Source organism: Comamonas sp., from assembly GCF_036666375.1.
Lineage (GTDB): Bacteria > Pseudomonadota > Gammaproteobacteria > Burkholderiales > Burkholderiaceae_C > Comamonas.
Genome location: NZ_JAVWWA010000081.1, coordinates 3,185 through 25,440, shown reverse-complemented (window position 1 = coordinate 25,440; position 22,256 = coordinate 3,185). Strand labels below are relative to the sequence as shown.

The 22,256-nt window shown below is 62.5% G+C and carries 18 protein-coding genes; 2 read left to right on the top strand and 16 right to left on the bottom strand.

Annotated elements, in window-relative coordinates:
• Nucleotides 1-108: 108 nt before the first annotated feature.
• Both RR928_RS17780 and RR928_RS17775 read right to left on the bottom strand, forming a co-directional pair.
• Nucleotides 109-1,053, bottom strand: coding sequence for a 2-hydroxyacid dehydrogenase (locus RR928_RS17780; protein ID WP_332683574.1), 945 nt, complete (start codon nucleotides 1,051-1,053; stop codon nucleotides 109-111).
• Nucleotides 1,054-1,105: 52 nt separating this feature from the next.
• Nucleotides 1,106-2,947 carry an ABCB family ABC transporter ATP-binding protein/permease gene (locus RR928_RS17775; protein WP_332538770.1) on the bottom strand — a complete coding sequence of 614 codons (1,842 nt, stop codon included), beginning with the start codon at nucleotides 2,945-2,947 and terminating at the stop codon, nucleotides 1,106-1,108.
• A gap of 38 nt (nucleotides 2,948-2,985) precedes the next feature.
• Between RR928_RS17775 and RR928_RS17770 the strand changes: the two genes are divergently transcribed.
• Nucleotides 2,986-3,459 carry an acyl-CoA thioesterase gene (locus RR928_RS17770; protein ID WP_332538768.1) on the top strand — a complete coding sequence of 158 codons (474 nt, stop codon included), beginning with the start codon at nucleotides 2,986-2,988 and terminating at the stop codon, nucleotides 3,457-3,459.
• A 1-nt stretch (nucleotide 3,460) separates the two neighbouring features.
• Here RR928_RS17770 and RR928_RS17765 read toward each other — a convergent pair whose 3' ends face one another.
• The 13 genes from RR928_RS17765 to RR928_RS17705 form a co-directional block, all read right to left on the bottom strand.
• Nucleotides 3,461-5,524, bottom strand: a complete 2,064-nt coding sequence (locus RR928_RS17765; protein WP_332538767.1) for a glycosyltransferase — start codon at nucleotides 5,522-5,524, stop codon at nucleotides 3,461-3,463.
• An 8-nt stretch (nucleotides 5,525-5,532) separates the two neighbouring features.
• The gene (locus RR928_RS17760) at nucleotides 5,533-6,906 is read right to left on the bottom strand and encodes a methyltransferase domain-containing protein (RefSeq protein ID WP_332538765.1); all 1,374 of its coding nucleotides are present in this window, start codon (nucleotides 6,904-6,906) and stop codon (nucleotides 5,533-5,535) included.
• A gap of 1 nt (nucleotide 6,907) precedes the next feature.
• Nucleotides 6,908-8,242: an ABC transporter ATP-binding protein gene (locus RR928_RS17755; protein WP_332548367.1), complete on the bottom strand. Its 1,335-nt coding sequence runs from the start codon at nucleotides 8,240-8,242 to the stop codon at nucleotides 6,908-6,910.
• Nucleotides 8,232-9,062: an ABC transporter permease gene (locus RR928_RS17750; RefSeq protein ID WP_332548368.1), complete on the bottom strand. Its 831-nt coding sequence runs from the start codon at nucleotides 9,060-9,062 to the stop codon at nucleotides 8,232-8,234. The genes RR928_RS17755 and RR928_RS17750 overlap by 11 nt, the downstream gene beginning before the upstream one ends.
• On the bottom strand, nucleotides 9,059-10,066 hold the full coding sequence (gene galE / locus RR928_RS17745; protein WP_332538761.1) for a UDP-glucose 4-epimerase GalE: 1,008 nt from the start codon (nucleotides 10,064-10,066) through the stop codon (nucleotides 9,059-9,061). Before galE ends, RR928_RS17750 begins: the two co-directional genes overlap by 4 nt.
• 486 nt (nucleotides 10,067-10,552) lie before the next feature.
• The gene (locus RR928_RS17740; RefSeq protein WP_332538760.1) at nucleotides 10,553-11,128 is read right to left on the bottom strand and encodes a bactofilin family protein; all 576 of its coding nucleotides are present in this window, start codon (nucleotides 11,126-11,128) and stop codon (nucleotides 10,553-10,555) included.
• Nucleotides 11,129-11,415: 287 nt separating this feature from the next.
• Nucleotides 11,416-12,201, bottom strand: coding sequence for an enoyl-CoA hydratase (locus RR928_RS17735; protein ID WP_332538759.1), 786 nt, complete (start codon nucleotides 12,199-12,201; stop codon nucleotides 11,416-11,418).
• Nucleotides 12,202-12,231: 30 nt separating this feature from the next.
• Entirely contained in the window at nucleotides 12,232-13,056 is an 825-nt protein-coding gene (locus tag RR928_RS17730; protein ID WP_332538757.1) for an acyl-CoA thioesterase, read from the bottom strand.
• A 103-nt stretch (nucleotides 13,057-13,159) separates the two neighbouring features.
• A complete protein-coding gene (locus RR928_RS17725) occupies nucleotides 13,160-14,356 on the bottom strand; it encodes an acetyl-CoA C-acyltransferase (RefSeq protein WP_332538756.1) in 1,197 nt (398 codons plus the stop codon).
• Nucleotides 14,357-14,367: 11 nt separating this feature from the next.
• On the bottom strand, nucleotides 14,368-16,779 hold the full coding sequence (locus RR928_RS17720; RefSeq protein WP_332683567.1) for a 3-hydroxyacyl-CoA dehydrogenase/enoyl-CoA hydratase family protein: 2,412 nt from the start codon (nucleotides 16,777-16,779) through the stop codon (nucleotides 14,368-14,370).
• Between the two features lie 55 nt (nucleotides 16,780-16,834).
• On the bottom strand, nucleotides 16,835-17,269 hold the full coding sequence (locus RR928_RS17715) for a DUF2147 domain-containing protein (protein WP_332538752.1): 435 nt from the start codon (nucleotides 17,267-17,269) through the stop codon (nucleotides 16,835-16,837).
• A 43-nt stretch (nucleotides 17,270-17,312) separates the two neighbouring features.
• Nucleotides 17,313-19,109: an acyl-CoA dehydrogenase C-terminal domain-containing protein gene (locus RR928_RS17710; protein WP_332538750.1), complete on the bottom strand. Its 1,797-nt coding sequence runs from the start codon at nucleotides 19,107-19,109 to the stop codon at nucleotides 17,313-17,315.
• Between the two features lie 50 nt (nucleotides 19,110-19,159).
• Entirely contained in the window at nucleotides 19,160-19,807 is a 648-nt protein-coding gene (locus RR928_RS17705) for a TetR/AcrR family transcriptional regulator (protein WP_332538749.1), read from the bottom strand.
• Between the two features lie 232 nt (nucleotides 19,808-20,039).
• Here RR928_RS17705 and RR928_RS17700 point away from each other — a divergent pair, with 232 nt between their 5' ends.
• Entirely contained in the window at nucleotides 20,040-21,464 is a 1,425-nt protein-coding gene (locus tag RR928_RS17700) for a hypothetical protein (protein ID WP_332538748.1), read from the top strand.
• Between the two features lie 17 nt (nucleotides 21,465-21,481).
• Here RR928_RS17700 and slmA read toward each other — a convergent pair whose 3' ends face one another.
• Complete coding sequence (slmA, locus tag RR928_RS17695; protein WP_332538747.1) at nucleotides 21,482-22,174, bottom strand: nucleoid occlusion factor SlmA; 693 nt, start codon at nucleotides 22,172-22,174, stop codon at nucleotides 21,482-21,484.
• Nucleotides 22,175-22,256 lie beyond the last annotated feature (82 nt).

The following is a 22,256-nucleotide window of genomic DNA, read 5'->3' as shown; positions in this document are numbered from 1 at the left end:
CTCGTGGCCAAGGCCGAGAAGGCGATTGCGGCACGCAAGCCGTAAGCCAGCAACCGCGCCCCCTGCCCGCACGCGTGTCCAGGCCGCGTCAGCGGCTCAGGGGGGGCTTCATATCACCGGCGAAACCAGCGGCCGCCCTTCCAGATGGCAGCGCAGATTCGCCACAAAGCGGTCTATCGACGCCTGCACGGCTTCGGGCGACCAGCCGCCCACATGGGGCGTGAGCACCACGGCATCGAGATCGAGCAGCTCGGCCGGCGGCAGCGGCTCGCTTTCGTAGACATCGAGGCCCGCGCCCGCGATCCGGCCCGCGCGTATGGCTGCCGCCAGCGCCGCGGTATCGACCACGCTGCCGCGCGCGATGTTCACGAGATGGCCGTTCGGCCCGAGCGCATCGAGCACCTGGGCATTCACCAGATGGCGCGTCGCGGCGCCGCCGGGAATCGCCACCAGCAGGATATCGGACCAGGTCGCCAGCGCCAGCAGATCGTCGAAGTAGCGGTAGGCCACGCCGTCGCGCGCGCGGCGGTTGTGATAGCCGACTTCCATCTCGAAGCCCAGCGCGCGCTGGGCAATGCGCGCGCCTATGGTGCCCAGGCCCACGATGCCCAGGCGCTTGTGCGAGACATGCGGCGGAATCGCCAGCGCCGTGCGCCAGACGCCTGCGCGCGTCAGACGGTCCAGGCGCACGATGCCGCGCAGCGAAGCCAGCATCAGCCCCATCGCATGGTCGGCCACGCATTCGTCGTTGGTGCCCGCGCCATTGGCCACCGCGATGCCCTGGGCATGCGCATGCGCGACATCGATGTTTTCATAGCCCACGCCCAGCGCGCTGACCAGCGTCATCCCCGGCATGGCCTGCATGTGGGCCGCGCTCAGGCCCGACGAGCCCAGCGTCAGCACCGCCCGCACGCGCGCGCCGACCGCGGCAATGGTTGCGTCCCACTTCGTTACATCGGGCTGGTTGACCAGCTCCAGCGTGGGAAACGCCCCGGCCAGCTGGTCCAGGTGCGCGGGGGAAAGATGGTTCAGTGCAAGCAGTACAGGTTTCATGGTGGAGGGCAAGGCACAAAAAAATGCATTGTCCACCCTGTTGCTCCCGGCCTCAGGCCAGCACGGCTGGGGCGCCCTCGCCCACCGACTGGCTTTGCTGCAGCGCCCACATCTGCGCATAGCGTCCGCCCAGCGCCAGCAGCTGTCCATGGTTTCCGCGCTCGAGAATCTGGCCTGCGTCGAGCACCAGGATCTCGTGTGCATCGACCACGGTCGACAGCCGGTGGGCGATCAGCAGCGTGGTCTTGTTGCGCGCCGCGCTCTGCAGTTCTGCTTGGATCGCGCGCTCGTTGGCCGAGTCCAGCGCCGACGTGGCTTCGTCGAAGATCAGGATGGGCGGGTTCTTGAGCAGCGTGCGCGCAATCGCCACGCGCTGCTTTTCACCGCCCGACAGCTTGAGCCCGCGCTCGCCCACGCGCGTCGCATAGCCCTGGGGCGTGCCGGCAATGAAGTCATGGATGCGCGCGGCGCGCGCCGCGGCGACCACCTCGTCATGGCTGGCGCCGGGGCGGCCGTAGGCGATGTTGTATTCGACGCTGTCGTTGAACAGCACCGTGTCCTGGGGAACGATGCCTATCGCCTGGCGCACGCTGGCCTGGGTCAGGCCGCGGATGTCCTCGCCGGCTATCGTCACCCGGCCCTGCTGCACGTCATAGAAGCGGAACAGCAGGCGCGCCAGCGTCGACTTGCCCGAGCCCGAGGGGCCGACCACGGCCACGGTCCTGCCCGCGGGAATCTCGAAGCTCACGCCGCGCAGGATGGGCCGCGCGGGGTCATAGGCGAAATGCACGTCGTCGAAGCGCACCGCGGGCTGGACTGCGGATTGCAGCGGCCGGGCATCGGGCGCGTCGGCGACTTCGCGTTCGCGGTCCATGAGCACGAACATCCGGTCCAGGTCGACCAGGCTCTGCTTGATCTCGCGGTAGATCACGCCCAGGAAATTCAGCGGGATGTACAGCTGGATCATGAAGGCATTGACCATCACCAGATCGCCCAGCGTCAGCCGGCCGTCGACCACGCCCTGCGTGGCGCGCCACAGAATGGCGACCAGCGCGGTGGCAATGATGATCTGCTGGCCCGCGTTGAGCAGGCTCAGCGTGGTCTGGCTCTTGAGGCGCACGCGGCGCAGCTCCTCGAGGTTCTCGTCGTAGCGCCGCGCTTCAAACGCCTCGTTGTTGAAGTACTTGACGGTCTCGTAGTTCAGCAGCGAGTCCACGGCCTTGGTATGGGCTGCCGACTCCTGGGCATTGGCCTCGCGGCGAAAGCGCGTGCGCCAGCCGGTCACCTGCACTGTGAACACGATGTACAGCGCCAGCGCGATCAGCGTGATCACCGCGAACCAGACGTCGAAACGCAGCGCCAGGATGGTCAGCACCAGCGTCATCTCGATCAGCGTCGGCAGGATGCTGTAGAGCGAATACGAGATCAGCGACTCGGTGCTGCGCACGCCGCGCTCGATGTCGCGCGTCATGCCGCCGGTCTGGCGCTCGAGGTGAAAGCGCAGGCTCAGCGCATGCAGATGCTCGAAGGTGGTGAGCGCGATGCTGCGCGCCGCGCCCTGGGTGGCCTTGGCAAACACCAGGTCGCGCAGCTCGGTGAACAGCGAAGTGGAAAAGCGCAGCGCGCCATAGGCCAGCAGCATGGCCGCGGGCACGACCAGCACCGCGGCCGCATCGCCGGGCTTGAGCGTGAGCGCGTCGACCAGTTCCTTGAGCAGCACGGGCACGCCCACGTTGGCCACCTTGGCCGCGACCATGAACAGCAGCGCCGCGAGCACGCGCCACTTGTATTCCCACAGATAGGGCAGCAGGCGCTTGAGCGTCGCCCAATCGGCGCCGGAAGCTGGGGAAGCGGGTACGGGTAAATCCTGAGAAGATTCGGCAGAGCGGCGCATCGGGGACAATTCCTGTTGTTATATTCCTGATTGTGCCAATGCCTCCGCGTCCAGACCTTCCTCCCCACCCATTGCCCGCAGATAAGGATCTCGTGCTCAAGGTGATTCCCATGCCCGCCGATGTCAACGCCAACGGCGACATCTTCGGCGGCTGGGTCATGGCGCAGGTCGATCTCGCCGGTTCGGTGCTGCCCTCGCGCATAGGCCAGCGCATGGTCACCGTGGCCGTCAATGAATTCATCTTCAAGCAGCCGGTGCGCGTGGGCGACATCCTGTCGTTCTATTCGAGCGTGCGCCGCGTGGGCCGCACGTCCGTCACCGTGGACGTCGAAGTCTATGCCGAGCGCTTTCACGACCAGGGCCGCTTTGTCAAAGTGACCGAAGCGCTGCTGACCTATGTCGCCATCGACAGCGAAGGCAAGCCCCAGGCCTTGCCGGAGAACGCGCAGATCGCGGCCTGGCGCCAGGCCATAGAGCGCAACGCCCCATCCGCAGCGGCGCAAAAGAACTGAGTCAGGACGGCCGGCGCATGCCGTCGGCTTTCCTCGCTGCAATCAGCTGGTCGAAATAGGCACCGAATTTCTGGGCCTTGGAAGACCAGTCCCAGGCCTTGATGCGCTCCATGTTCTCCTGCGACAGGCGCGTGAGCAGTTCGGGCTCCTGCACGATGGCGCGTACGCTGTCCATGAGCGCTTCCACGCTGCGCTCGGGCAGGATGAACTTCTTCTGCAACTCACCAAAAGCCTGGGGCACGATACCCACATCGGTGCTGACCACGGGCACGCCACAGGCCATGGCCTCGAGCACCGGATTCGGCGTGCCTTCTATCTTTGACGTGCAGACATAGAGATCGATCTTGCTGTAGTACTCCGGCATCTGATCGTGCGGAATGAATCTTTCCTGGCGATCCGCAAAAAGGCTTGTGACGGCAATGCCTTCGCTCTGCAGGCGTTCGATGGCCGGTTTGAGAATCGAGTGCACCCCCTTGAAGTCCTCGAGTTCACCGGCCCATTTGCTGTTGCCCACCCAGCCGATCACCAGCGCACGCCTGCCGACTTCCTGGAGGCGCTCCAGGTTGAGAGGCTTGAACTTGTGCAGGTCGACACCGTCCTCGATCAAGGCCGTGGGCGCGGGATAGCCCGGGACCTGGGAGTAAATGGCCTGGAGTTTCTCCGAGCCTACCGTATAGCCGGAAAGCACCTCGGAAAAAATATGGGTACGGGCACTCAGATCTTGCGGTTGCAGCAGCAGATGGTCATAGATGCTGGTACTGAGCTGCTTGCTGGCAATGAAACGCTCGTGAAAACTTTCATAAGACATGCCAAGATTTTCAGCATAGCTCTTGAAGTAAGGCGTTCCAATCAAGGTCAGGTGTTCACGCCAGAAGAAGTGCACCACCTCGCAATCGCGCGCCAACACGAACACTTGATCGATGTTATCAATGATGTCCATGGGAATCACGATAAACTCGAAACGATGGGACAGATGGTTTTGCAGCTGTCGCGCAATATTTCCAAACGCCCAATTATCCGTATCGATGATCAGCGCAATCTTTGTTTTTCCGCTGCGATTTCCGCACTGATTCGCGAGCACTGGCGGCGCTACTGCATCACTATGTAGGCCGAGTTCATTTTGACGCGAGGCAAGCCAGATATCGACCACGTCACTCCAGATCGAAAAACCATGCTTTCTCTCTAGATGCGCGGCGGATTGCTTCAGCACCCGGCGTGAAAAACGTTCTCTTTCATAATCCCGATCGGCATTTGAATCTGGAATCGGATGGTCATGAATGAGAAAGCATTCAGAGGCGGTGCCGACCTTGTAACCCGATTGGAAAAGTCGGATGGAAAAGTCTATGTCTTCAAACCCGACAAACATTCCTTCATCGTATCCGCCCACGAGCAGGAAAGTCTCCTTTTTGAGCACACATGCGCCGCCGAACAGGAACGTGCTCAAGAAGGGATGGCCCATCTTGTTCTGGATCTTCTGCGCAACGACAGCACTGCCGGCGCCAATATGTAGTTGGCGATCGTAGTGTGAAACAAAAAGATGTCCGCCGCGGGCAAAAAGCGTATCACCATCGGGCTCGAGCAATGGCAAGCTGATGAAATGGCATCCCAAGACGGCCAGATCCTGCTGAAGCTTCAGCAGTGGATTGGCAGTGAAATATATGTCATTATCCAGACACATCAGCCATTCGGTCTGAACATGGGGAAGCGTTCTGTTTCTTCCGCCGGAAACGCCGTAGTTCTTATCCAGCTCGACAATACGGTGACGGCAGGTCATCCCGGAACAGAAATTGCGCAGCAGTGCGAGCTCTTCTTGCACGGAACCGTTGTCGACAATCAACACCTCACCCGCAAAACCCGGCATCCATTTTTCTATCGACTGCAGAAGCTTGATCGACAATGATGCACGATTCAGCGAAAGAAAGGAGATCGTCAGATTCTCGCCATTTCTTCCGATATTCGGGCCAATCTCCTTCCAGGCGTCGACCGCCAGAAGAGCATGCGCCTTGTCGAATATGTAAGTTCCTCGTTCCAGACCGGGAACAAAACCCAAATCGTGATCATTCATTCTTGTTCTTACCTGCGAACAGCTCGTGCCACCTTGAGCGCCAGGGTCCGCACGGGCTGCGGAACGATATTGCGCAAACGCACATAGCGATCGTGCGAAACGCGCATGATTGCGCATTCGACGGTCAAACGCTCGATTTCGGCCTGCAATACCGGCACCTCTGCCGCGAAAGCATTCAATTCACCCCTGAGCGCATGCGCTTGCGTTTCCAGTGTCTGGACCTCGGCCTCGCGATGGCGGATCTGTGCCTGATGGGTCAGCACCTCTGCCTGAAGCGCATGCACTTCGGACTGAAGGGTATGCACCTGGGCCTTGAGCGCATGGGCGTCAGACTGGAATGCATGGGCCTGGGCCTGGAGGGTATGCGCCTGGGCCTGCAGGGTATTCACGTCCGTTTGCAGCGCCTGCACACTTCCCGTTGAAAAATGCAGGCTTTCGCGCAGCACCAGATTTTCCGCGGACGAAGCCTCATAAAGCAAACTGGCCTTGCGGACCTCGGGAATCACGTCACCGGTGGGCGCGCGCAATGCGTTCGACTCGTGCGTGCAATCTGGCGCGGCTTCCGGCAGAGCTTCATGCGGATGTACCGCAGGCTCCGACTCCATTGCCTGCACCATGCGCGCATAGGAGTCCATGCTCACGGGAAACACCGCCGCGCCGCTGGGCGCATCGGCGGCGTTCCACACGCCGAAGAAGTAGCTGCAATTGGCCGCAGTGACTTCGAGCTCTCCCGAGCCATTGACGAGGTAGGCACCGCCGAGCTGCTTGAACGACATCCAGCTCGCAGGCACAGGTTCGTAATCCTTCTTGACATCGAGGGGCGTAGAACCGAACCCCATGACGGCCGTGCCCACGCTCCAGCTGACGTTGTTCCCCAGAATACCGACCGTCAGTTCCTTGAATTCTTCAAAATTGTATTTACGCACATGATACGGATTGCGCTGATGGTCTTCCGGGAAATACCAGTAGTCATTAGGACAGCTGATGATGAAGACCGCGTCCTTCTTGGCCACGTTCTTGAGCGATTGAAGGTATCTCGCGGGATCCTGGATATGCTCTATGGTTTCGCACGAAACCACCACATCGAAATATTCGAGCGGGAATTCGCGCTCGACGCTGGCCGCGTCCGTAGCCATGAATTCGACGCCGGGCGCAGAAAACGACTTCTTGGCCCGGTTGACCGCTTCGTCGGAAACATCCACACCGACGACTTGCTTGGCACCGGCCTGCTTGAGCAGGTGGCTGCCGTAACCTTCGCCGCAGGCGATGTCCAGCACCTTCTTGCCCTGGACAAACGGCGTGGCGATCGCATAACGGGCAAAGTGAATCGACGCTTCAATATTTGGACGTTCCGGCGCCAGCGAGGTATCTAATCTTTCCACTTTATTTTCCTTGTTCTATGCGATGAGTGTCGTAGCGCTGATAACTCCATTCCCGGTCAACATTGAACATGCCTACGGCCTTGAAATCATCGTCAACCCGGAACGGGCACACCTCATTGGCTTCAGCATAGGTGATGAAGCCGCCATCATCATTGATGGCAACCCGCCATTTGTACTTTCCGCTGAGCAGAGGGAAATTGGGAAAATCAATAGTGACTTTTCCGGCCTGCGACGATTGATAAACGGGAATCTTGTCCATCAAGGTCGTGGTCCCGCAGAGATAAAGATCGTCATGCCGGTACAGGTTGAAGACGAAGCTGATTTTTTCCGGCGGCTTGTCGACCAAGGCCACGAAGTCGAATGTGAGCTTCACATTTTCACCGGTCTTGATCACATCGACGGCAGTCCCTGCCTGATTGGTCAGCTCCACTTTGCCGATCTTGAACAGACGCTCGACCGATGCGTGGCTGTCGTCGCTGGCTGCGGATTCGCTGCCGGCCGCCTCCTGGGGCGCAGGCTCCTGCGCCGCGTCCTGTACTGCAGGTGATTCTTCCTGAAGGCTCTTTTTCGGCGCCCCGGTGGCGCTGCCGGCGATCTGCTCTTCCAACTCGATCATGTACTGATCGATGACCCGTCCTGCAGAACCGAAGAGAATCTGCCGGCCTTCCTTGAGGTAGACCGCTCTTTCACACACGGACTTGACCTGATACTGGTCGTGGGAGACGAACAGAATGGAGCAGCCGCGGTCGCGCACTTCGTAGAACTTCGCGAGACAGCGGCGCTGGAAGGCCGCATCGCCCACCGCGAGGATTTCATCGACGATCAGAATTTCCGGATCGACGTGAATGACTACCGCGAATGCCAATCGGGCGAACATCCCGCTGGAGTAGTGCTTGACGGGGCTGTCAATGAACTGGCCAATATCCGCAAAGGCCGCGATCTTGTCGAATCGGGCATCCACTTCGTCTTTCGACAAGCCCAGAATCGCACCACTCAGATAAACGTTCTCGCGCCCCGTGAAATCGGGATTGAACCCCGATCCCAGTTCCAGCAGCGCAGACAAACGTCCTCTGCGTTCCACATGACCATAGGTGGGCATGAGCGTGCCGCAAATGATTTGCAGCAAAGTGGATTTGCCCGAACCATTGCGGCCGACGATGCCCACGGTCTCGCCCTTCTTGACATCGAAATTGATGTCATTGAGCGCCCAGAATTCGTCGTGGAGCTTTCTGGATTGCTTCCACAACATCTGCTTGAGCCTGTCCTGCGGCTTGTCATATATGTTGTAGACCTTGGATACGCCGACGATTGAAATCGCCAAGTCATCAGAGAACATCCGCAAACCCACCTTTAGTTTTCTGAAACCATGCGTAACCTACCCACGCGACGACCACGGCAATGCCTGCATAAATTGCAAGCCCGGAAAAATTCGGCAGCTTTCCCCAGATCAGCACATCGCGCGACTGCTCGATAATGAAGGTCAGCGGATTCGCCATGATCCACGGGCGAATGTTCTCGGGCAGGGAAGAAATCGGATAGAAGACAGGAGACAAAAACAGCAGCACTGCGGTCAGCAGGCCTATGGTCTGCGACACATCCCGCAAATAAACGCCGAGAGAGGCAAGAAACCATGAAACGCCGAACGACAGAATGACCAGCGGCAAAACGACCAGGGGGACAAACACCGCGGTCCATTGCAGAAATCCGTTGAAAATCACGAATGCCAGCAAAAGAACCACCATGCTGACAGCCGCATGAAACAAGGCAACGCAGATGCTCACCGCAGGAAGCACCTCCACCGGGAATACCACCTTCTTCACATAATTGACGTTATCAATGATCAACCGCGGCGCACGATTGAGAATTTCGGCAAAGACCCCATGAATGATCATGCCTACGAACAATATGACCGCAAACTCGGTCTTGCTATCCGACCCGGCCGTTCCCCAGCGTGATTTGAAAACCACCGCAAAGAAAAAGGTATAGACCGTGAGCATCAGCACCGGATTGAAGAAGCTCCATGCCAGTCCCAGCGCCGATCCCTTGTAACGCCCCAGGACCTCGCGCTTGGCCAACGAGTAAATGAGGCTTCTGTTGCCAACGATGGAACGCAGCGCGGACAGGGGCGATATCGGTTGTCGTGCGTGCGGGTTCATGCGTATCCCTGCGGATTGTTCATCTGCCAGCGCCAGTGGTCACGGCACATTTCGGCCAGGCCACGCGTCGCGCTCCAGTGGAGCATCTGCTGTGCCTGTGCCGTGCTCGCATAGCAGGCCGCAACATCGCCGGCGCGGCGCGGCACCATCTTGTAAGGGATGGGGCGACCGCTGGCTTCCTCGAACGCCTTGAGCACATCCAGTACGCTGTAGCCCACGCCCGTGCCCAGGTTGACGGCAAAGCACTGCGCCTGGTCCAGGCTTTCCAATGCTTTGAGATGGCCCAGCGCCAGATCGACCACATGGATGTAGTCGCGCACCCCGGTGCCATCGGCGGTGTCGTAATCGTTGCCCAGCACACTGAGGTGCTCGCGCCGGCCCACCGCAACCTGTGCCAGATAGGGCATCAGATTGTTGGGCATGCCTTGCGGGTCTTCGCCTATCAGGCCGCTGGAGTGCGCTCCCACGGGATTGAAATAACGCAGAATGCCAATGCGCCACGAAGGTTCGGCACGGTACAGGTCGCGCAGAATATCTTCCACCATCAACTTGGTGCGGCCGTAAGGATTCGTCGTGGAAAGAGGATGGCTCTCGGTCAGCGGCAATTGTTGCGGCTCGCCATAGACTGTGGCCGATGAACTGAAAACCAAGGTCTTCACGCCCGTGGATTGCATCGCACGCAGCAGCGACAGCGTGCCGACGACATTGTTCTCGAAATAATCGAGCGGTTTCTCCACCGATTCGCCTACCGCCTTGAGGCCGGCAAAATGGATGACTGCACCGCAGGAATATTGCCTGATGGTTTCTTCCAGCGCCGCTTGGTCACGGACATCTCCCTTGACTATGGGAAAAGTCTTCTTTGTTATCTGCGATACTCGTTTCAAAGCCTCGGGATGGCTATTGGCAAAGTTATCGAAGACAACTATATCGTGCCCCGCATTGAGCAATTCAACGCAAGTATGCGAACCGATGTAACCGGCTCCACCAGTGATCAAAATATTCATGCGGCTTTCTACTCAAAAATTACCGGCCCTGCACAGAAAATTGATATTAATTTTCCGACGCAATCAGCAAGTTCGCAATTTTCAAACCGTCTGATACCGGGAAAACGCGCAGAAGCCACGCTTTGAGGGCAAATTTCAGGGGCTGCGTTGCTCGGAACCACATGTCATCGCCCGGCATGCGGAAAAACGCAGAATTTTAACATTTGCCCCAGCACGTTCTCAACACCGCGGCCTCTGGTGTGAAAAATTGAAGTGCAGCATGGACACACCTGATGACGGGCCGGCAATTTTTAGTGATGCCCGATCTTTTCAAGCGTAGAGGGAGCTGTCGGCCTGCGGCTGCAGGCCCCCGCAAGGTCAAAGCGTTGTGCCGCGCCTGCATCGGCAGACAGCGCTCCTGCGCCTGGCGCGGCGAAATGAATTGAACCCGCGACGCCAGGGCCGTTGCAAGGCTCAGCCCGCCTCAGCCAACGGTGCCTGTGGGTGTCAGGCGGTCACGCTTCCCGCGACATCGCGCACCACGCTGGTACCGGCGCTGCTGCTGGGCGCCAATGCCGGCGTCTTGACCGCCGAGCCGGCTTCGATCTGGCCCGTGAGTTCACCGCCTTCTTCGATCACGACCTTGCCATAGCGGATCTTGCCGCTGACCTTGCCCGTGCCATAGATAACCAGTTTTTGGCGCACGATCAGCGTGCCGTCGAACACACCGCGGATTTCAGCCACATCAATCTCGGCCGTGCCATGGAAAGCGCCTTGCTCGGCAATTTCGATCACGCGCGAATCCATCGTCGCTTCCACCGTTCCTTCGACCACCAGCGTGTCGCAATCGGTGATTTCCACGCCCTTGAGCTTGATGTTGGGGCCCACGATCAACCGGCTGCCGCCCTGGCTTTGCGCCACCGCAGCGGCGCTGGCGGGCGTCGACACCGCGCTCGTGCCGGCTTGGCCAGCCGCCTGGCTGGCGCCAAAACTGCTGCTGGTCGATGCCACGCCTACGGCGGGGCTGCGGGGAGTGAAAGTGTCGCTTTCACGCTTGCCAAAAAACGGGTTCTGCACGGCCATGGTCTCTCCTTGGAAAGCGTCCATGCTAGAACGTCATCCGGGCAACAAACGCCCTCATCTCGCAAGAAAAGTAACCAATCGCCTCGAATGATGCATATGCTTGCAAGCGTTTCTTGATCACACAGGTGCGAGGGTTTTGCGGAAAAGCAACACGCACCTTTCATCCCGATGGAAAACACATGCCGGTCGCGCAGCGCAGCCGACAACCTTCCATGGGTGCTGGCAATGCGCCGCCATGCGCAGCGTCCTGCCAGCTCCAGGCTTCATTGAGTCGACCGCGAATCAGCTCAAACCTTGCTGAAGTCGGGATGGCGCTTTTCCATGAATGCAGATACCGCTTCGCGTGCCGCGGGCTCGTGCAGCATGCGGCCGAAGCTCTCGCCCTCCTGGGCCATGCGCGTGCGCACCGTGGCTGCCTGGCCCGACTTCATCAAGCGTTTCGATTCCATCAGCGCCGACAGCGGCTTGGCCGCAAGCTTGCGCGCCTGGCGCTGGGCCAGTGCATTGCATTCGCTGGGCGGCACCACGCGGTTGACCAGGCCGACTTCGAGCGCGGCTTCGGCGAGGAAAGGCTCGCCCAGCAGCAGGGCTTCGGCCGCACGGTGGTAGCCCATGAGCTGGGGCAGCAGCAGGCTGGAGCTGAACTCGGGGCACAGGCCCAGGTTGACGAAAGGCAGCGAGAACGCCGCGTTGTCACCCGCGTAGACCAGGTCGCAATGCAGCAGCAGCGTCGTGCCAATGCCCACGGCCGGACCGCAGACCGCGGCAATCACCGGCTTGGGGAAATCGGCAAGCTGGTACATGAAGCGCATCACGGGCGTTTCGCCGCCGAGGCTGTTGGCCGAGGCATTCAGGAAGTCGCCCAGATCGTTGCCCGCGCTGAAGATCGCCAGGTCGCCCTGGAACACCACCACGCGCACCGCGGCGTCGTCACGCGCGGCGGTCAACGCATCGGCCATGGCGCCATACATCGCCTGGGTGATGGAGTTCTTCTTTGCAACCCGATTGAAGGTGAGCGTGCAGACACCGTCTTCGGTGTGCACCAGGATATCGTTGGAGGTGGTAACTGTCATGGTGTCATTTTCCCTTGCGCGGCGCGCTTTTCATTCCTTGAAATAGACAATCTGATGGCTGGTCGCCAGCAGGTAGCCGGCCTCGTTCCACAGCTGGGCGGTCTGGTCGAAAAAGCCGTTGCGAAATTCCTGGCCCCTGGCCTGGCCCAGTACATAGCCCGTGCCCGTGGTCTGCAGCTGGGCCTGGCTGGCATGAAAGTAGACCGTGATCGACACCGTGCCCGCGGGCACCTGGCGCGCGCGCCGCAACCAGACGCGGGGGAAGAATACATCGGCCAGAGCGGCCAGCGCGCAAAAATCCAGCGGCCGCGGCGGATCGTCGCGCATCCACAGCTGCGACAGGCTGGGGGCTTCGGCGCCATCCCAGTCGCGGGGCAGCGCGCCCTGCACGGGCCGCATCTCGTAGCGCGACAGCCATTCGACGCCAAAGCCCGGCGCAATGCGCTGCAGGTCGCCGGGTGCGGCCACTTCGGGCATGGGTTCGTCGGAGATGCTCCAGGTCTCGCGGCGCACCGCCGTCACCACGGTGGCCGTGGTCGTGACCACGAGCTCGCCTTCGGCATCGGTCTGCAGCACCGACAGCGTCCAGTGCTGGGTCGAACGGTTGGTGCGCACCGGTGTCACCTGTAGCGTGAACGCGCCGGCCGTGAGCGCGCCCGCGTAGTTCACCGTCAGCGACAGCGGCTCGCCCAGCCGCTGCGGGTGGTCCATCACGGCCTTGACCAAGGTCGCTGCCGTGATGCCGCCGAACGGCCCCACCATGTTCCAGTAATCGGGGCTGGTCTGCCCTTCGAGCTGCCCCGGGGACAGGGGCTGCAGTTGCAATGCCAAATCAAGAGGATGGGTCATGGTCATGGGGCCAGTGTGATGTGCAAACCGCGCGAAGGCGGTCGTTTGGGTGACTTGCCACCCGCCTGGTGCCCTGGGCCCTTCGACAGGCTCAGGGCGAACGGGCGGATCACAATCTTTCGAAGATACCCGCAGCGCCCTGTCCCATGCCCACGCACATCGTCACCATGCCGTATTTGAGATTGTTGCGGCGCAGCGCATGCACCACGGTGGCGGCCCGGATGGCGCCGGTCGCGCCCAGCGGATGGCCCAGCGCGATCGCGCCGCCCATGGGGTTGACCTTGGATGCATCCAGGCCCAGCGTGTTGATCACGGCCAGCGACTGCGCGGCAAAGGCTTCGTTGAGCTCGAACCAGTCGATGTCCTGCTGGTTCAGGCCGGCGTAGCGCAGCGCCGCGGGAATCGCCTCGATGGGGCCTATGCCCATGATCGCCGGCGGCACGCCCTTGCTGGCGAAGCTCACGAAGCGCGCCAGCGGCGTCAGGCCGTAGCGCTTGATGGCCGATTCGCTGGCCAGGATCAGCGCGCCCGCGCCGTCGCTGGTCTGCGAGCTGTTGCCGGCCGTCACCGAGCCGCGCGCCGCAAACACCGTGCGCAGCCTGGCCAGGCCTTCAAGACTGGTGTCGGGGCGTGCGCCTTCATCCAGCGATACCGTGCGCGTGTTGAGCGCGATTTCGCCGGTCGCCAGGTCGAGCGCGCGATCGGTGACTTCGATGGGCGTGATCTCGTCGGCAAACGCGCCCGCGGCCTGGGCCGCGAGCGCCTTCTGGTGCGAGGCCAGAGCAAACGCGTCCTGGGCCTCACGGCTCACTTTCCACTGCTGGGCAACCTTCTCGGCCGTCAGGCCCATGCCGTAGGCAATGCCCACGTCGCCCTCGCGCTCGAAGATGCTGGGCGACAGGCTGGGCGCATTGCCCATCATCGGCACCATGCTCATGCTTTCCACGCCCGCGGCAATCATCACATCGGCTTCACCCACGCGTATGCGGTCGGCGGCCATCTGCACCGCCGACAGACCCGAGGCGCAGAAGCGGTTGACGGTGATGCCGCCGACGCTGGTCGGCAGGCCGGCAAGCACGGCCGCGATGCGCGCCACGTTGAGGCCCTGCTGGGCTTCGGGAATCGCGCAGCCGCAGATGATGTCCTCGATGCTGGCCGGGTCCAGCCCCGGCACCTGGGCCAGCGCGCTCTGCAGCGTGCGGGCCAGCAGGTCGTCGGGCCGGTAGTTGCGGAAAAAGCCCTTGTGCGAGCGGCCAATCGGCGTGCGCGTCGCGGCAACGATATAGGCGTCCTGGATCTGTTTCATGTTCTGTTCCTTCAGTTCCGCAGCGGCTTGCCGGTCGAGAGCATCCCCAGGATGCGCTCCTGGCTCTTGGGGTGGGCGATCAGCCCGCAGAACGCCTTGCGCTCGAGCTGCATCAGGTATTCCTCGCTGACCAGCGTGCCCGCGTCGACGTCGCCGCCGCAGACCACTTCGGCAATCAGCGTGGCGATGTACTGGTCGTGGTCGCTGATGAAGCCGCCGTCGCGCATGTTGACCAGCGAGCCGCGTATCGTCGCAATGCCGCTGCGCCCCGCGACCGGGAACAGCCGCTTGTGCGGCGCGCGCCAGCCGCCTGCGGCCAGCGCCCGGGCTTCATTGAGCGCGACGAACAGCACTTCGTCCTTGTGCGCGACGATCAGGTCGCTGTCGAGCAGATAGCCCAGCTGGCGCGATTCCAGCGCGCTGGTTCCCACCTTGGCCATGGCCGCGGCCGTGAAGCCTTCGGTCAGGAACGGCAGCAGGTCCTTGCCCGTGGAAGTGGCCGCGTTCTCGGCCGCGCGCCGCGCGATGTAGGTCAGGCCGCCCGCGCCCGGCACCAGGCCCACGCCGACTTCGACCAGACCGATGTAGCTTTCCATGTGCGCCACGCGGCGCGCGCAATGCACGGCCAGCTCGCAGCCGCCGCCCAGCGCCATGCCGTGGATGCCCGCAACCACGGGCACCTGCGCATAGCGCAGGCGCAGCATCAACTGCTGCAATTCTTGCTCTATGCTTTCGACGGCGTCTGCTCCGCCGACCACAAAGGCCGGCATCGTTGCCTGCAGGTCGGCGCCCACGCTGAACGGCGCGTCGCCCGACCAGATGACCATGGCCGCGTATTCGGCTTCGGCGAGTTCCAGCGCTTCCATCAGCCCTTCCATCACGGCCGGGCTGATCGCGTGCATCTTGTTCTTGATGCTGGCAATCAGCACGCGGCCTTCGCCTTCGCCATCCAGCGTCCAGACGCGCAATGCATCGGTTTCGCTGAGCGTCGTGCCCGCGGTCTCGAAGCCCTCGCCGGCCTCGCCCAGCAGGCGCTCGGGAAACAGCTGGCGCGCATAGACCGGCAGCGCGCGGCGCGCGACAAAGGCCTTGCGCGCCGGGCTCCACGAACCTTCGGCGGTGTGCACGCCGCCGGCTTCCGCCACCGGACCTTCGAACACCCAGGCCGGCAGCGGCGCGCGGCTCAGCGCCTTGCCCGCATCGATGTCTTCCTGCACCATCTTCGCGACTTCAAGCCAGCCGGCTTCCTGCCACAGCTCGAACGGTCCCTGGCGCATGCCAAAGCCCCAGCGCATCGCCTGGTCGACGTCGCGCGCGCTTTCGGCAATGCTCTCGAGATGCACGGCGGCATAGTGGAAGCTGTTGCGCAGAATGGCCCAGAGGAACTGACCGGCCGCGCCTTCGGCGTTGCGCAAGAGCTGGAGCCGCTGGGCCGCGGGTTTTTTCAGCATGCGCGCATAGACCTCGTCGGCCTTCTGCCCGCCTGGCACATAGTCTTCGCTTTCGAGCTCGAAGCGCAGGATGTCGCGGCCGACCTTCTTGTAGAAACCCGCGCCCGACTTCTGGCCCAGCTGGCCCAGCGCCAGCAGCTTCTCCAGCACCGCAGGCGTCGCATAGCTGGCATAGAACGGGTCGGTGTCGGCGCTGAGGTTGTCCTGCAGCGTCCTGACCACATGCGCCATGGTGTCCAGGCCCACGACGTCGGCGGTGCGGAAGGTACCGCTGGACGCGCGGCCCAGCTTCTTGCCCGTGAGGTCGTCGACCACGTCATAGGTCAGGCCGTAGTTCTCGACTTCCTTCATCGTTGCGAGCATGCCCGCGATGCCTATGCGGTTGGCAATGAAGTTGGGCGTGTCCTTGGCGCGCACCACGCCCTTGCCCAGCGTGCTGGTTACAAAGGCTTCGAGCTGGTCGACCACGTGAGCGTCCGTGCCCGGCGTGGCGATCAGCTCCACCAGCTGCATGTAGCGCGGCGGGTTGAAGAAGTGGATGCCGCAAAAGCGCGCGCGCATGGCTTCGGGCAGGGCTTCGCTGAGCTGCGTGATCGACAGGCCCGAGGTGTTGCTGGCGACGATGGCGTGCTTGGCGACGAAAGGCGCGATCTTGTGATACAGGTCGGTCTTCCAGTCCATGCGCTCGGCAATGGCCTCGATGATCAGGTCGCAGCCCTTGAGCAGCTTCATGTGCTCTTCGTAGTTCGCGGGCTGTATCAGGTCGGCGTCGGCGGCCAGGCCCAGCGGCGAGGGCTTGAGCTTCTTCAGATTGGCGATGGCCTTCTCGGCAATGCCGCTCTTGGCGCCCTCCTTGGCGGGCAGGTCGAACAAAATGACCGGCACCTTGACGTTGACCAGATGGGCGGCGATCTGCGCGCCCATCACTCCGGCGCCGAGCACGGCGACTTTCTTCACAGGAAATCGTGACATCTTGGGTTCCATGTAATGCACCGGCCCGCAGCGCGGGCGGGTGGAAGCAGGTGGCTTATTGAACGCGGACCCAGGTCTGGGTACGGCCGAACGGCCCTATCGAGCCGCGCACATCGAGCTTGCTGCCGCTGTCGGTGGGGGTGAGGCGCAGCGTGTACGACTTGCCGGATTCGGGGTCGAGGATCTTGCCGCCCTCCCACACATCCTTGCCTTCGGCCTTCTTCGCGCCGCGGATGATTTCCAGGCCGACCATGGGCTGGTCCTTGCGCTCGTCGGTGCAGGCCGTGCACAGCGCCGCGGGGTCGGCGCCCTTGCGCAGCAGCTTCTCGACGCGCCCGCTGAGCACCCCGCCCTGCTCGGTGATGCGGATCTCCGACTTGGGCTCGCCGGTCTTGTCGTCGACACTTTTCCACAGGCCCACGGGCGTCATCTGCGCCCAGGCGGGCGCGGTGATTGCCATGCAGACCATGGCGGCGAAAGCTTTGAACATAGGCACCTCCTCGAAGAAAAAGGCAAGAGTCCGTGGCGCCGCCTCAGGCCAGCGCGGCGTCGGTGTCCATCAGCACGCGGCTGCCGGCGCGCGCGGTGCGCATCAGCGTCGCGGTCTCGGGGAACAGCTTGGCGAAGTAGAAGCGCGCGGTCTGCAGCTTCGCGAGGTAGAACGGGTCGGCATTGCCCTTGGCAATTTCGCGCAGCGCGACCTGGGCCATGCGCGCGAACAGGTAGCCGAACACCAGATGGCCGGCAACGCGCAGGTAGTCGACCGAAGCCGCGCCCACTTCGTCGGGGTTCTGCATGCCCTTGAAGCCGATCTCGGTGGTGAACTTGGTCATCTGCTCGCCCAGCAGCGCGATCGGGTTGATGAATTCGGCCATCTTCTCGTTGACGCCCTCTTCCTCGACCAGCCGCCCCACGAGCTTGCCGAATTTCTTCAGCGTCGCGCCCTGGTTGCCCAGCACCTTGCGGCCCAGCAGGTCCAGCGCCTGGATGCCGTTCGTGCCTTCATAGATCATGTTGATGCGCGCATCGCGCACGAACTGCTCCATGCCCCATTCCTTGATGAAGCCATGGCCGCCGTAGACCTGCTGGCTCAGCGTGGTCGCGGTCCAGCCGTTGTCGGTGATGAAGGCCTTGACGATGGGCGTGAGCAGCGCGACGAGTTCGGCGCTGTCCTTGCGCACTTTCTCATCGGGGTGGTGCAGCTCCTTGTCGATCAGCACCGAGCAGAAAGTGGACAGCGCGCGCCCGCCTTCGGCATAGGCCTTGGCCGTGAGCAGCATGCGGCGCACGTCGGGGTGGACGATGATGGGATCGGCGGGCTTGTCCTTGGCCTTGGTGCCCGACAGGCTGCGCATCTGCAGCCGGTCCTTGGCATAGGCCAGCGCGTTCTGGAACGCGACTTCGGTCAGGCCCAGCGACTGGTTGCCCACGCCCAGGCGCGCGGCATTCATCATCACGAACATCGCCGCCAGGCCCTTGTTGGGCTGGCCGACCATGGTGCCCACGGCGCCGTCGAGGTTGAGCTGGGCCGTGGCATTGCCATGGATGCCCATCTTGTGCTCCAGCCCGCCGCAGAAGATCGGATTGCGCTCGCCCAGGCTGCCGTCGGCGTTGACCAGGAACTTGGGCACGACGAAGAGGCTGATGCCCTTGGAGCCCACGGGCGCATCGGGCAGGCGCGCGAGCACCAGGTGCACGATGTTGCTCGTGAAGTCATGCTCGCCGGCGCTGATGAAGATCTTGTTGCCCGTGAGCTTGTAGCTGCCGTCGGGCAGGGGCTCGGCCTTGGTGCGCAGCAGGCCCAGGTCGGTGCCGCAGTGGGCTTCGGTCAGGCACATCGAGCCGGTCCACTCGCCGCTGGTCAGCTTGGGCAGGTACAGCTGCTTTTGCGCGTCCGTGCCATGCGCATGCAGGGCTTCGTAGGCGCCATGCGACAGGCCCGGGTACATGGTCCAGGCCTGGTTGGCGCTGTTGAGCATCTCATACAGGCATTGGTTGACGACAAATGGCAGGCCCTGGCCGCCGTAGTCGGGATCGCAGCTCAGCGAGGCCCAGCCGCCTTCTACATATTGGGCATAGGCCTGCTTGAAGCCCTTGGGCGTGGTGACTTCGTGGGTGTCGCGGTTGAGCGTGCAGCCTTCTTCGTCGCCGCTGATGTTCAGCGGAAAGATCACATCGCTGGCGAACTTGCCCGCCTCTTCGAGCACCGCATTGACGGTCCCGGCGTCGACCTCGGCATGCCGGGGCATGGCCTTGAACTCCTGCGTGACCTCGAACACTTCGTGCAACAGGAACTGCATGTCACGCAGAGGCGGTTGATAGCTGGGCATGTATCGTCTCCTTTTATCGATGGTGATGTGATCGGTCCGCGACGCGCGCTTCAGGTGCTGAAGCGCGCCAGAATGTTCTCGAAGCCCTGGTGCGCACGCTGCAGCGCGCCCTGGGCGCGCAGGAAGCGGGCTTCGTAATGCAATGCCAGAATGAGCCCATGGACTTCAAAAAGCAATTGGGCTTCATCCGCATCTGCGCGTAAGTCGCCATGCTCCCGGCATTGCACGATGGTGCGGCGCATGGCCGCATGCCAGGTGCGGACCGAGTCGGCGAGCGCGTCGCGCACCGGGCCGGTACGGTCATCGAACTCGACCGCGCCGCTGATGTAGATGCAGCCCGAGTCCAGCTCGACCGAAGTGCGTTTCATCCACAGGTCGAACAGCGAACGCAGGCGCGGCAGGCCGCGCGGCGCCTGCATCGCGGGGTAGAACACTTCCTGCTCAAAGCGCAGGTGGTATTCGCGGACCACGGAAATCTGCAATTCCTCGCGCGAGCCGAAGTGGGCAAAGACGCCCGATTTGCTCATGCCCGTGGCCGCGGCCAGCGCGCCTATGGACAGCCCTTCGAGCCCGGCCTGCGACGCCAGATGCAGCGCCGCGTCGAGGATATGGGCCTTGGTCTGCTGGCCCTTGTGCAGTGCGCGCACTTCGCTGCGTGCGCTGGGAGAAGGGTCCGACAGGGTGGAAGAAGAAGGCATGGAAAAAAATAAAACGAACGTTCGTACTATTTTGCACCACAATCGCCTGACCTCAATGCACCACAGGGGAAAGTACTTAGGCGCTTGACCTGACCCTCCCCTGCAACGCTTGCCATGCCGCCGCGATGCCGACCGCAGCGGCAAGGTCAAAGCCCGGGCCCCGGTCCCATCCCATGCTGAAATATTTTCACACCATCCGGTGCACCGCCCGAATGAGCATGAAAGGAGTGCCATGACCCGCCATCTTCCACTTGCCAGCCTGACTCTGGCGTTAAGCCTTTGCGCGAGCGCCTGGGGCCAATGGACCCCCATCTCGCAAAGAAACACCCCGCTCGCCAACGTCCCGGGCGCCGCCCAGGTGCAGCCGCAGATCGCGGCCACGCCCGATGGACATTGGTGGGTCAGCTGGTTCGGACTGATTCCGCAGGGTCCCTCCCCCCAGGGCTACGATGTCTTTCTGCAGCGCCTGGACCCGGATGGCAAGGAACAATTTCCGCACCAGGGCCTGCTGGTCGCCAATCTGGGCCTTGGCTGGACCGAAGAATATGGCCTGGCGACCGACGCGCAAGGCAATGCCCTGCTGACCTTCCAGGACGACCGCAGCAACCCGCAGGCACGCGCCATCGCCGCGACCAAGATCGACCCCGCGGGCAAACCGCTATGGCAGGCGCAGACCGCACCTTCGGGCCATGCGCCGCATATCACCACGCTGCCAGACGGCCATTCGGTCATAGGCTGGAGCATGGACAACGAAAACAGCGTGCGCCTGCGCAAGCTCGATCCCCAGGGCCAGCCGGTGTGGAAGTCCACCAGCGGCGCCGCGCTGGACTTCGTTCTGAGCGATCCCAACTACAGCTACAGCCTTGCCGACCTGAAGGCGACCAGCGACGGCAGCGTGATCGTTTCCTTCATCCGCAGCCGCGGCTTTTCGGGCGCCAAGCACCTTTATGCGAACAAGATCTCGCCCAGCGGCCAGTTGCTGTGGGGCCCCGCCCATGTGAATGTCTTCGACGCAGGTTCGCTGCAACAGGGCAACTTTCCGCACTTCGTGCTCGACGGCCAGGGCGGTGCGGTCTTTGCCTGGTACAGCGTCGCTCCGCAGCTTCAGGTCCATGCCCAGCATATCCAGGCCAATGGCAGTCCGGCGTTCGCGCCCGGTGGCGTGGCGGTTTCAACCAACCTTCAGCAGGCACGCACCAATCCCTCGCTGACCTACCAACCGTCCACGGGCGAGACCACGCTTTTCTGGACCGAACTCGACAGCGCGGTGGAACAGAACCGGCGCGGCCTGTATGCGCAGAAGCTCGATGCGCGCGGCGCGCGCCAATGGGGAGAAACCGGACGCCCGATTCAGCCGCTGGGGCACCAGGACATCAACAACCTGCGCAGCGTCACGTTCAACGATGGAACGCTGGCTTTCTGGGTACAGTCCATCGCCGGCCAGCACGACAGCATCCAGGCCATCAAGCTCGATGCCGCAGGCACCGCACTGTGCCCGCAGTTCGCGGTCTCCACGCGGCCATCAGCCAAGTCGCGCCTGGTCAGCCACGCGTCGGCATCGGGCAAGACGCTGATCGCCTGGGAAGACCAGAGCCAGGACCAGGGCTCCGACATCTATCTGCAAAGCGTGACGGCCGACTGCAAGCTGGGACGCTGAAACGGGCCGGCCCGGCATCAGATCATCAGCGACAGGCTCTCTTCGAGGTGCTCGGTGGGCAGGCGGCGAAAGCCCGAGCGCGAGAAGCGCTGCAGCCGGCCGAGTGCAAACGAGGTCAGCACGCTGGCCGCGACCTGCGCATCGACCGTGGGCTTGGCCGAGCCACGCGCATCGGCAACGGGACGCAGGCACTGACGCAGCGTGGATTCGATGCGATCGAAGAACTGGTTCATGCGCTGCTGCAGGCGTTCGTGTTCGAACACCAGCGCATCGCCGACCATGACACGCGCCATGCCGGGATTGCGCTCGCCGAACTGCAGCACCAGCGCGATGACGCGCGCAGCCTGGCGCGCGCCATCGATGCTCGGCTGATCGGGATCGGCGACATCGCGGCCGACGATCTGCTGCACCAGCGTGAACACCGATTGTTCGATGAACTCGATCAGGCCTTCGAACATCTGCGCCTTGCTGGCGAAATGCCGATACAGCGCAGCCTCGCTCACTTGCAGGTGGGCGGCGAGCGAAGCGGTGGTGATGCGTTCCGCTCCAGGCTTCTCCAGCATGGTCGCCAGCGCTTGCAGAATCTGCTCGCGCCGCTCGCCCGGCTTGGGGCGCTTGCGGGTGGCGGGCGCTGCGGCAGCGGCGGCATCGCTCTCGCCATCACTGACGACAGAGAGAAAAGAGGAGGAGAGGACTTCAGACTCAGACATAGGCAATCAGGAATTTGTAAATAATTCTCTCACAGCCACCCGCTCCCATGTCCTACTGTTTTCACGCTGAATGGTCTTGACA

Coding starts and splice junctions, on each gene's coding strand:
- RR928_RS17780 (WP_332683574.1), bottom strand. CDS start 1,053: ATGAAACCTGTACTGCTTGCACTGAACCATCTTTCCCCCGCGCACCTG.
- RR928_RS17775 (WP_332538770.1), bottom strand. CDS start 2,947: ATGCGCCGCTCTGCCGAATCTTCTCAGGATTTACCCGTACCCGCTTCC.
- RR928_RS17770 (WP_332538768.1), top strand. CDS start 2,986: ATGCCTCCGCGTCCAGACCTTCCTCCCCACCCATTGCCCGCAGATAAG.
- RR928_RS17765 (WP_332538767.1), bottom strand. CDS start 5,524: ATGAATGATCACGATTTGGGTTTTGTTCCCGGTCTGGAACGAGGAACT.
- RR928_RS17755 (WP_332548367.1), bottom strand. CDS start 8,242: ATGTTCTCTGATGACTTGGCGATTTCAATCGTCGGCGTATCCAAGGTC.
- RR928_RS17750 (WP_332548368.1), bottom strand. CDS start 9,062: ATGAACCCGCACGCACGACAACCGATATCGCCCCTGTCCGCGCTGCGT.
- galE (WP_332538761.1), bottom strand. CDS start 10,066: ATGAATATTTTGATCACTGGTGGAGCCGGTTACATCGGTTCGCATACT.
- RR928_RS17740 (WP_332538760.1), bottom strand. CDS start 11,128: ATGGCCGTGCAGAACCCGTTTTTTGGCAAGCGTGAAAGCGACACTTTC.
- RR928_RS17735 (WP_332538759.1), bottom strand. CDS start 12,201: ATGACAGTTACCACCTCCAACGATATCCTGGTGCACACCGAAGACGGT.
- RR928_RS17730 (WP_332538757.1), bottom strand. CDS start 13,056: ATGACCATGACCCATCCTCTTGATTTGGCATTGCAACTGCAGCCCCTG.
- RR928_RS17725 (WP_332538756.1), bottom strand. CDS start 14,356: ATGAAACAGATCCAGGACGCCTATATCGTTGCCGCGACGCGCACGCCG.
- RR928_RS17720 (WP_332683567.1), bottom strand. CDS start 16,779: ATGTCACGATTTCCTGTGAAGAAAGTCGCCGTGCTCGGCGCCGGAGTG.
- RR928_RS17715 (WP_332538752.1), bottom strand. CDS start 17,269: ATGTTCAAAGCTTTCGCCGCCATGGTCTGCATGGCAATCACCGCGCCC.
- RR928_RS17710 (WP_332538750.1), bottom strand. CDS start 19,109: ATGCCCAGCTATCAACCGCCTCTGCGTGACATGCAGTTCCTGTTGCAC.
- RR928_RS17705 (WP_332538749.1), bottom strand. CDS start 19,807: ATGCCTTCTTCTTCCACCCTGTCGGACCCTTCTCCCAGCGCACGCAGC.
- RR928_RS17700 (WP_332538748.1), top strand. CDS start 20,040: ATGACCCGCCATCTTCCACTTGCCAGCCTGACTCTGGCGTTAAGCCTT.
- slmA (WP_332538747.1), bottom strand. CDS start 22,174: ATGTCTGAGTCTGAAGTCCTCTCCTCCTCTTTTCTCTCTGTCGTCAGT.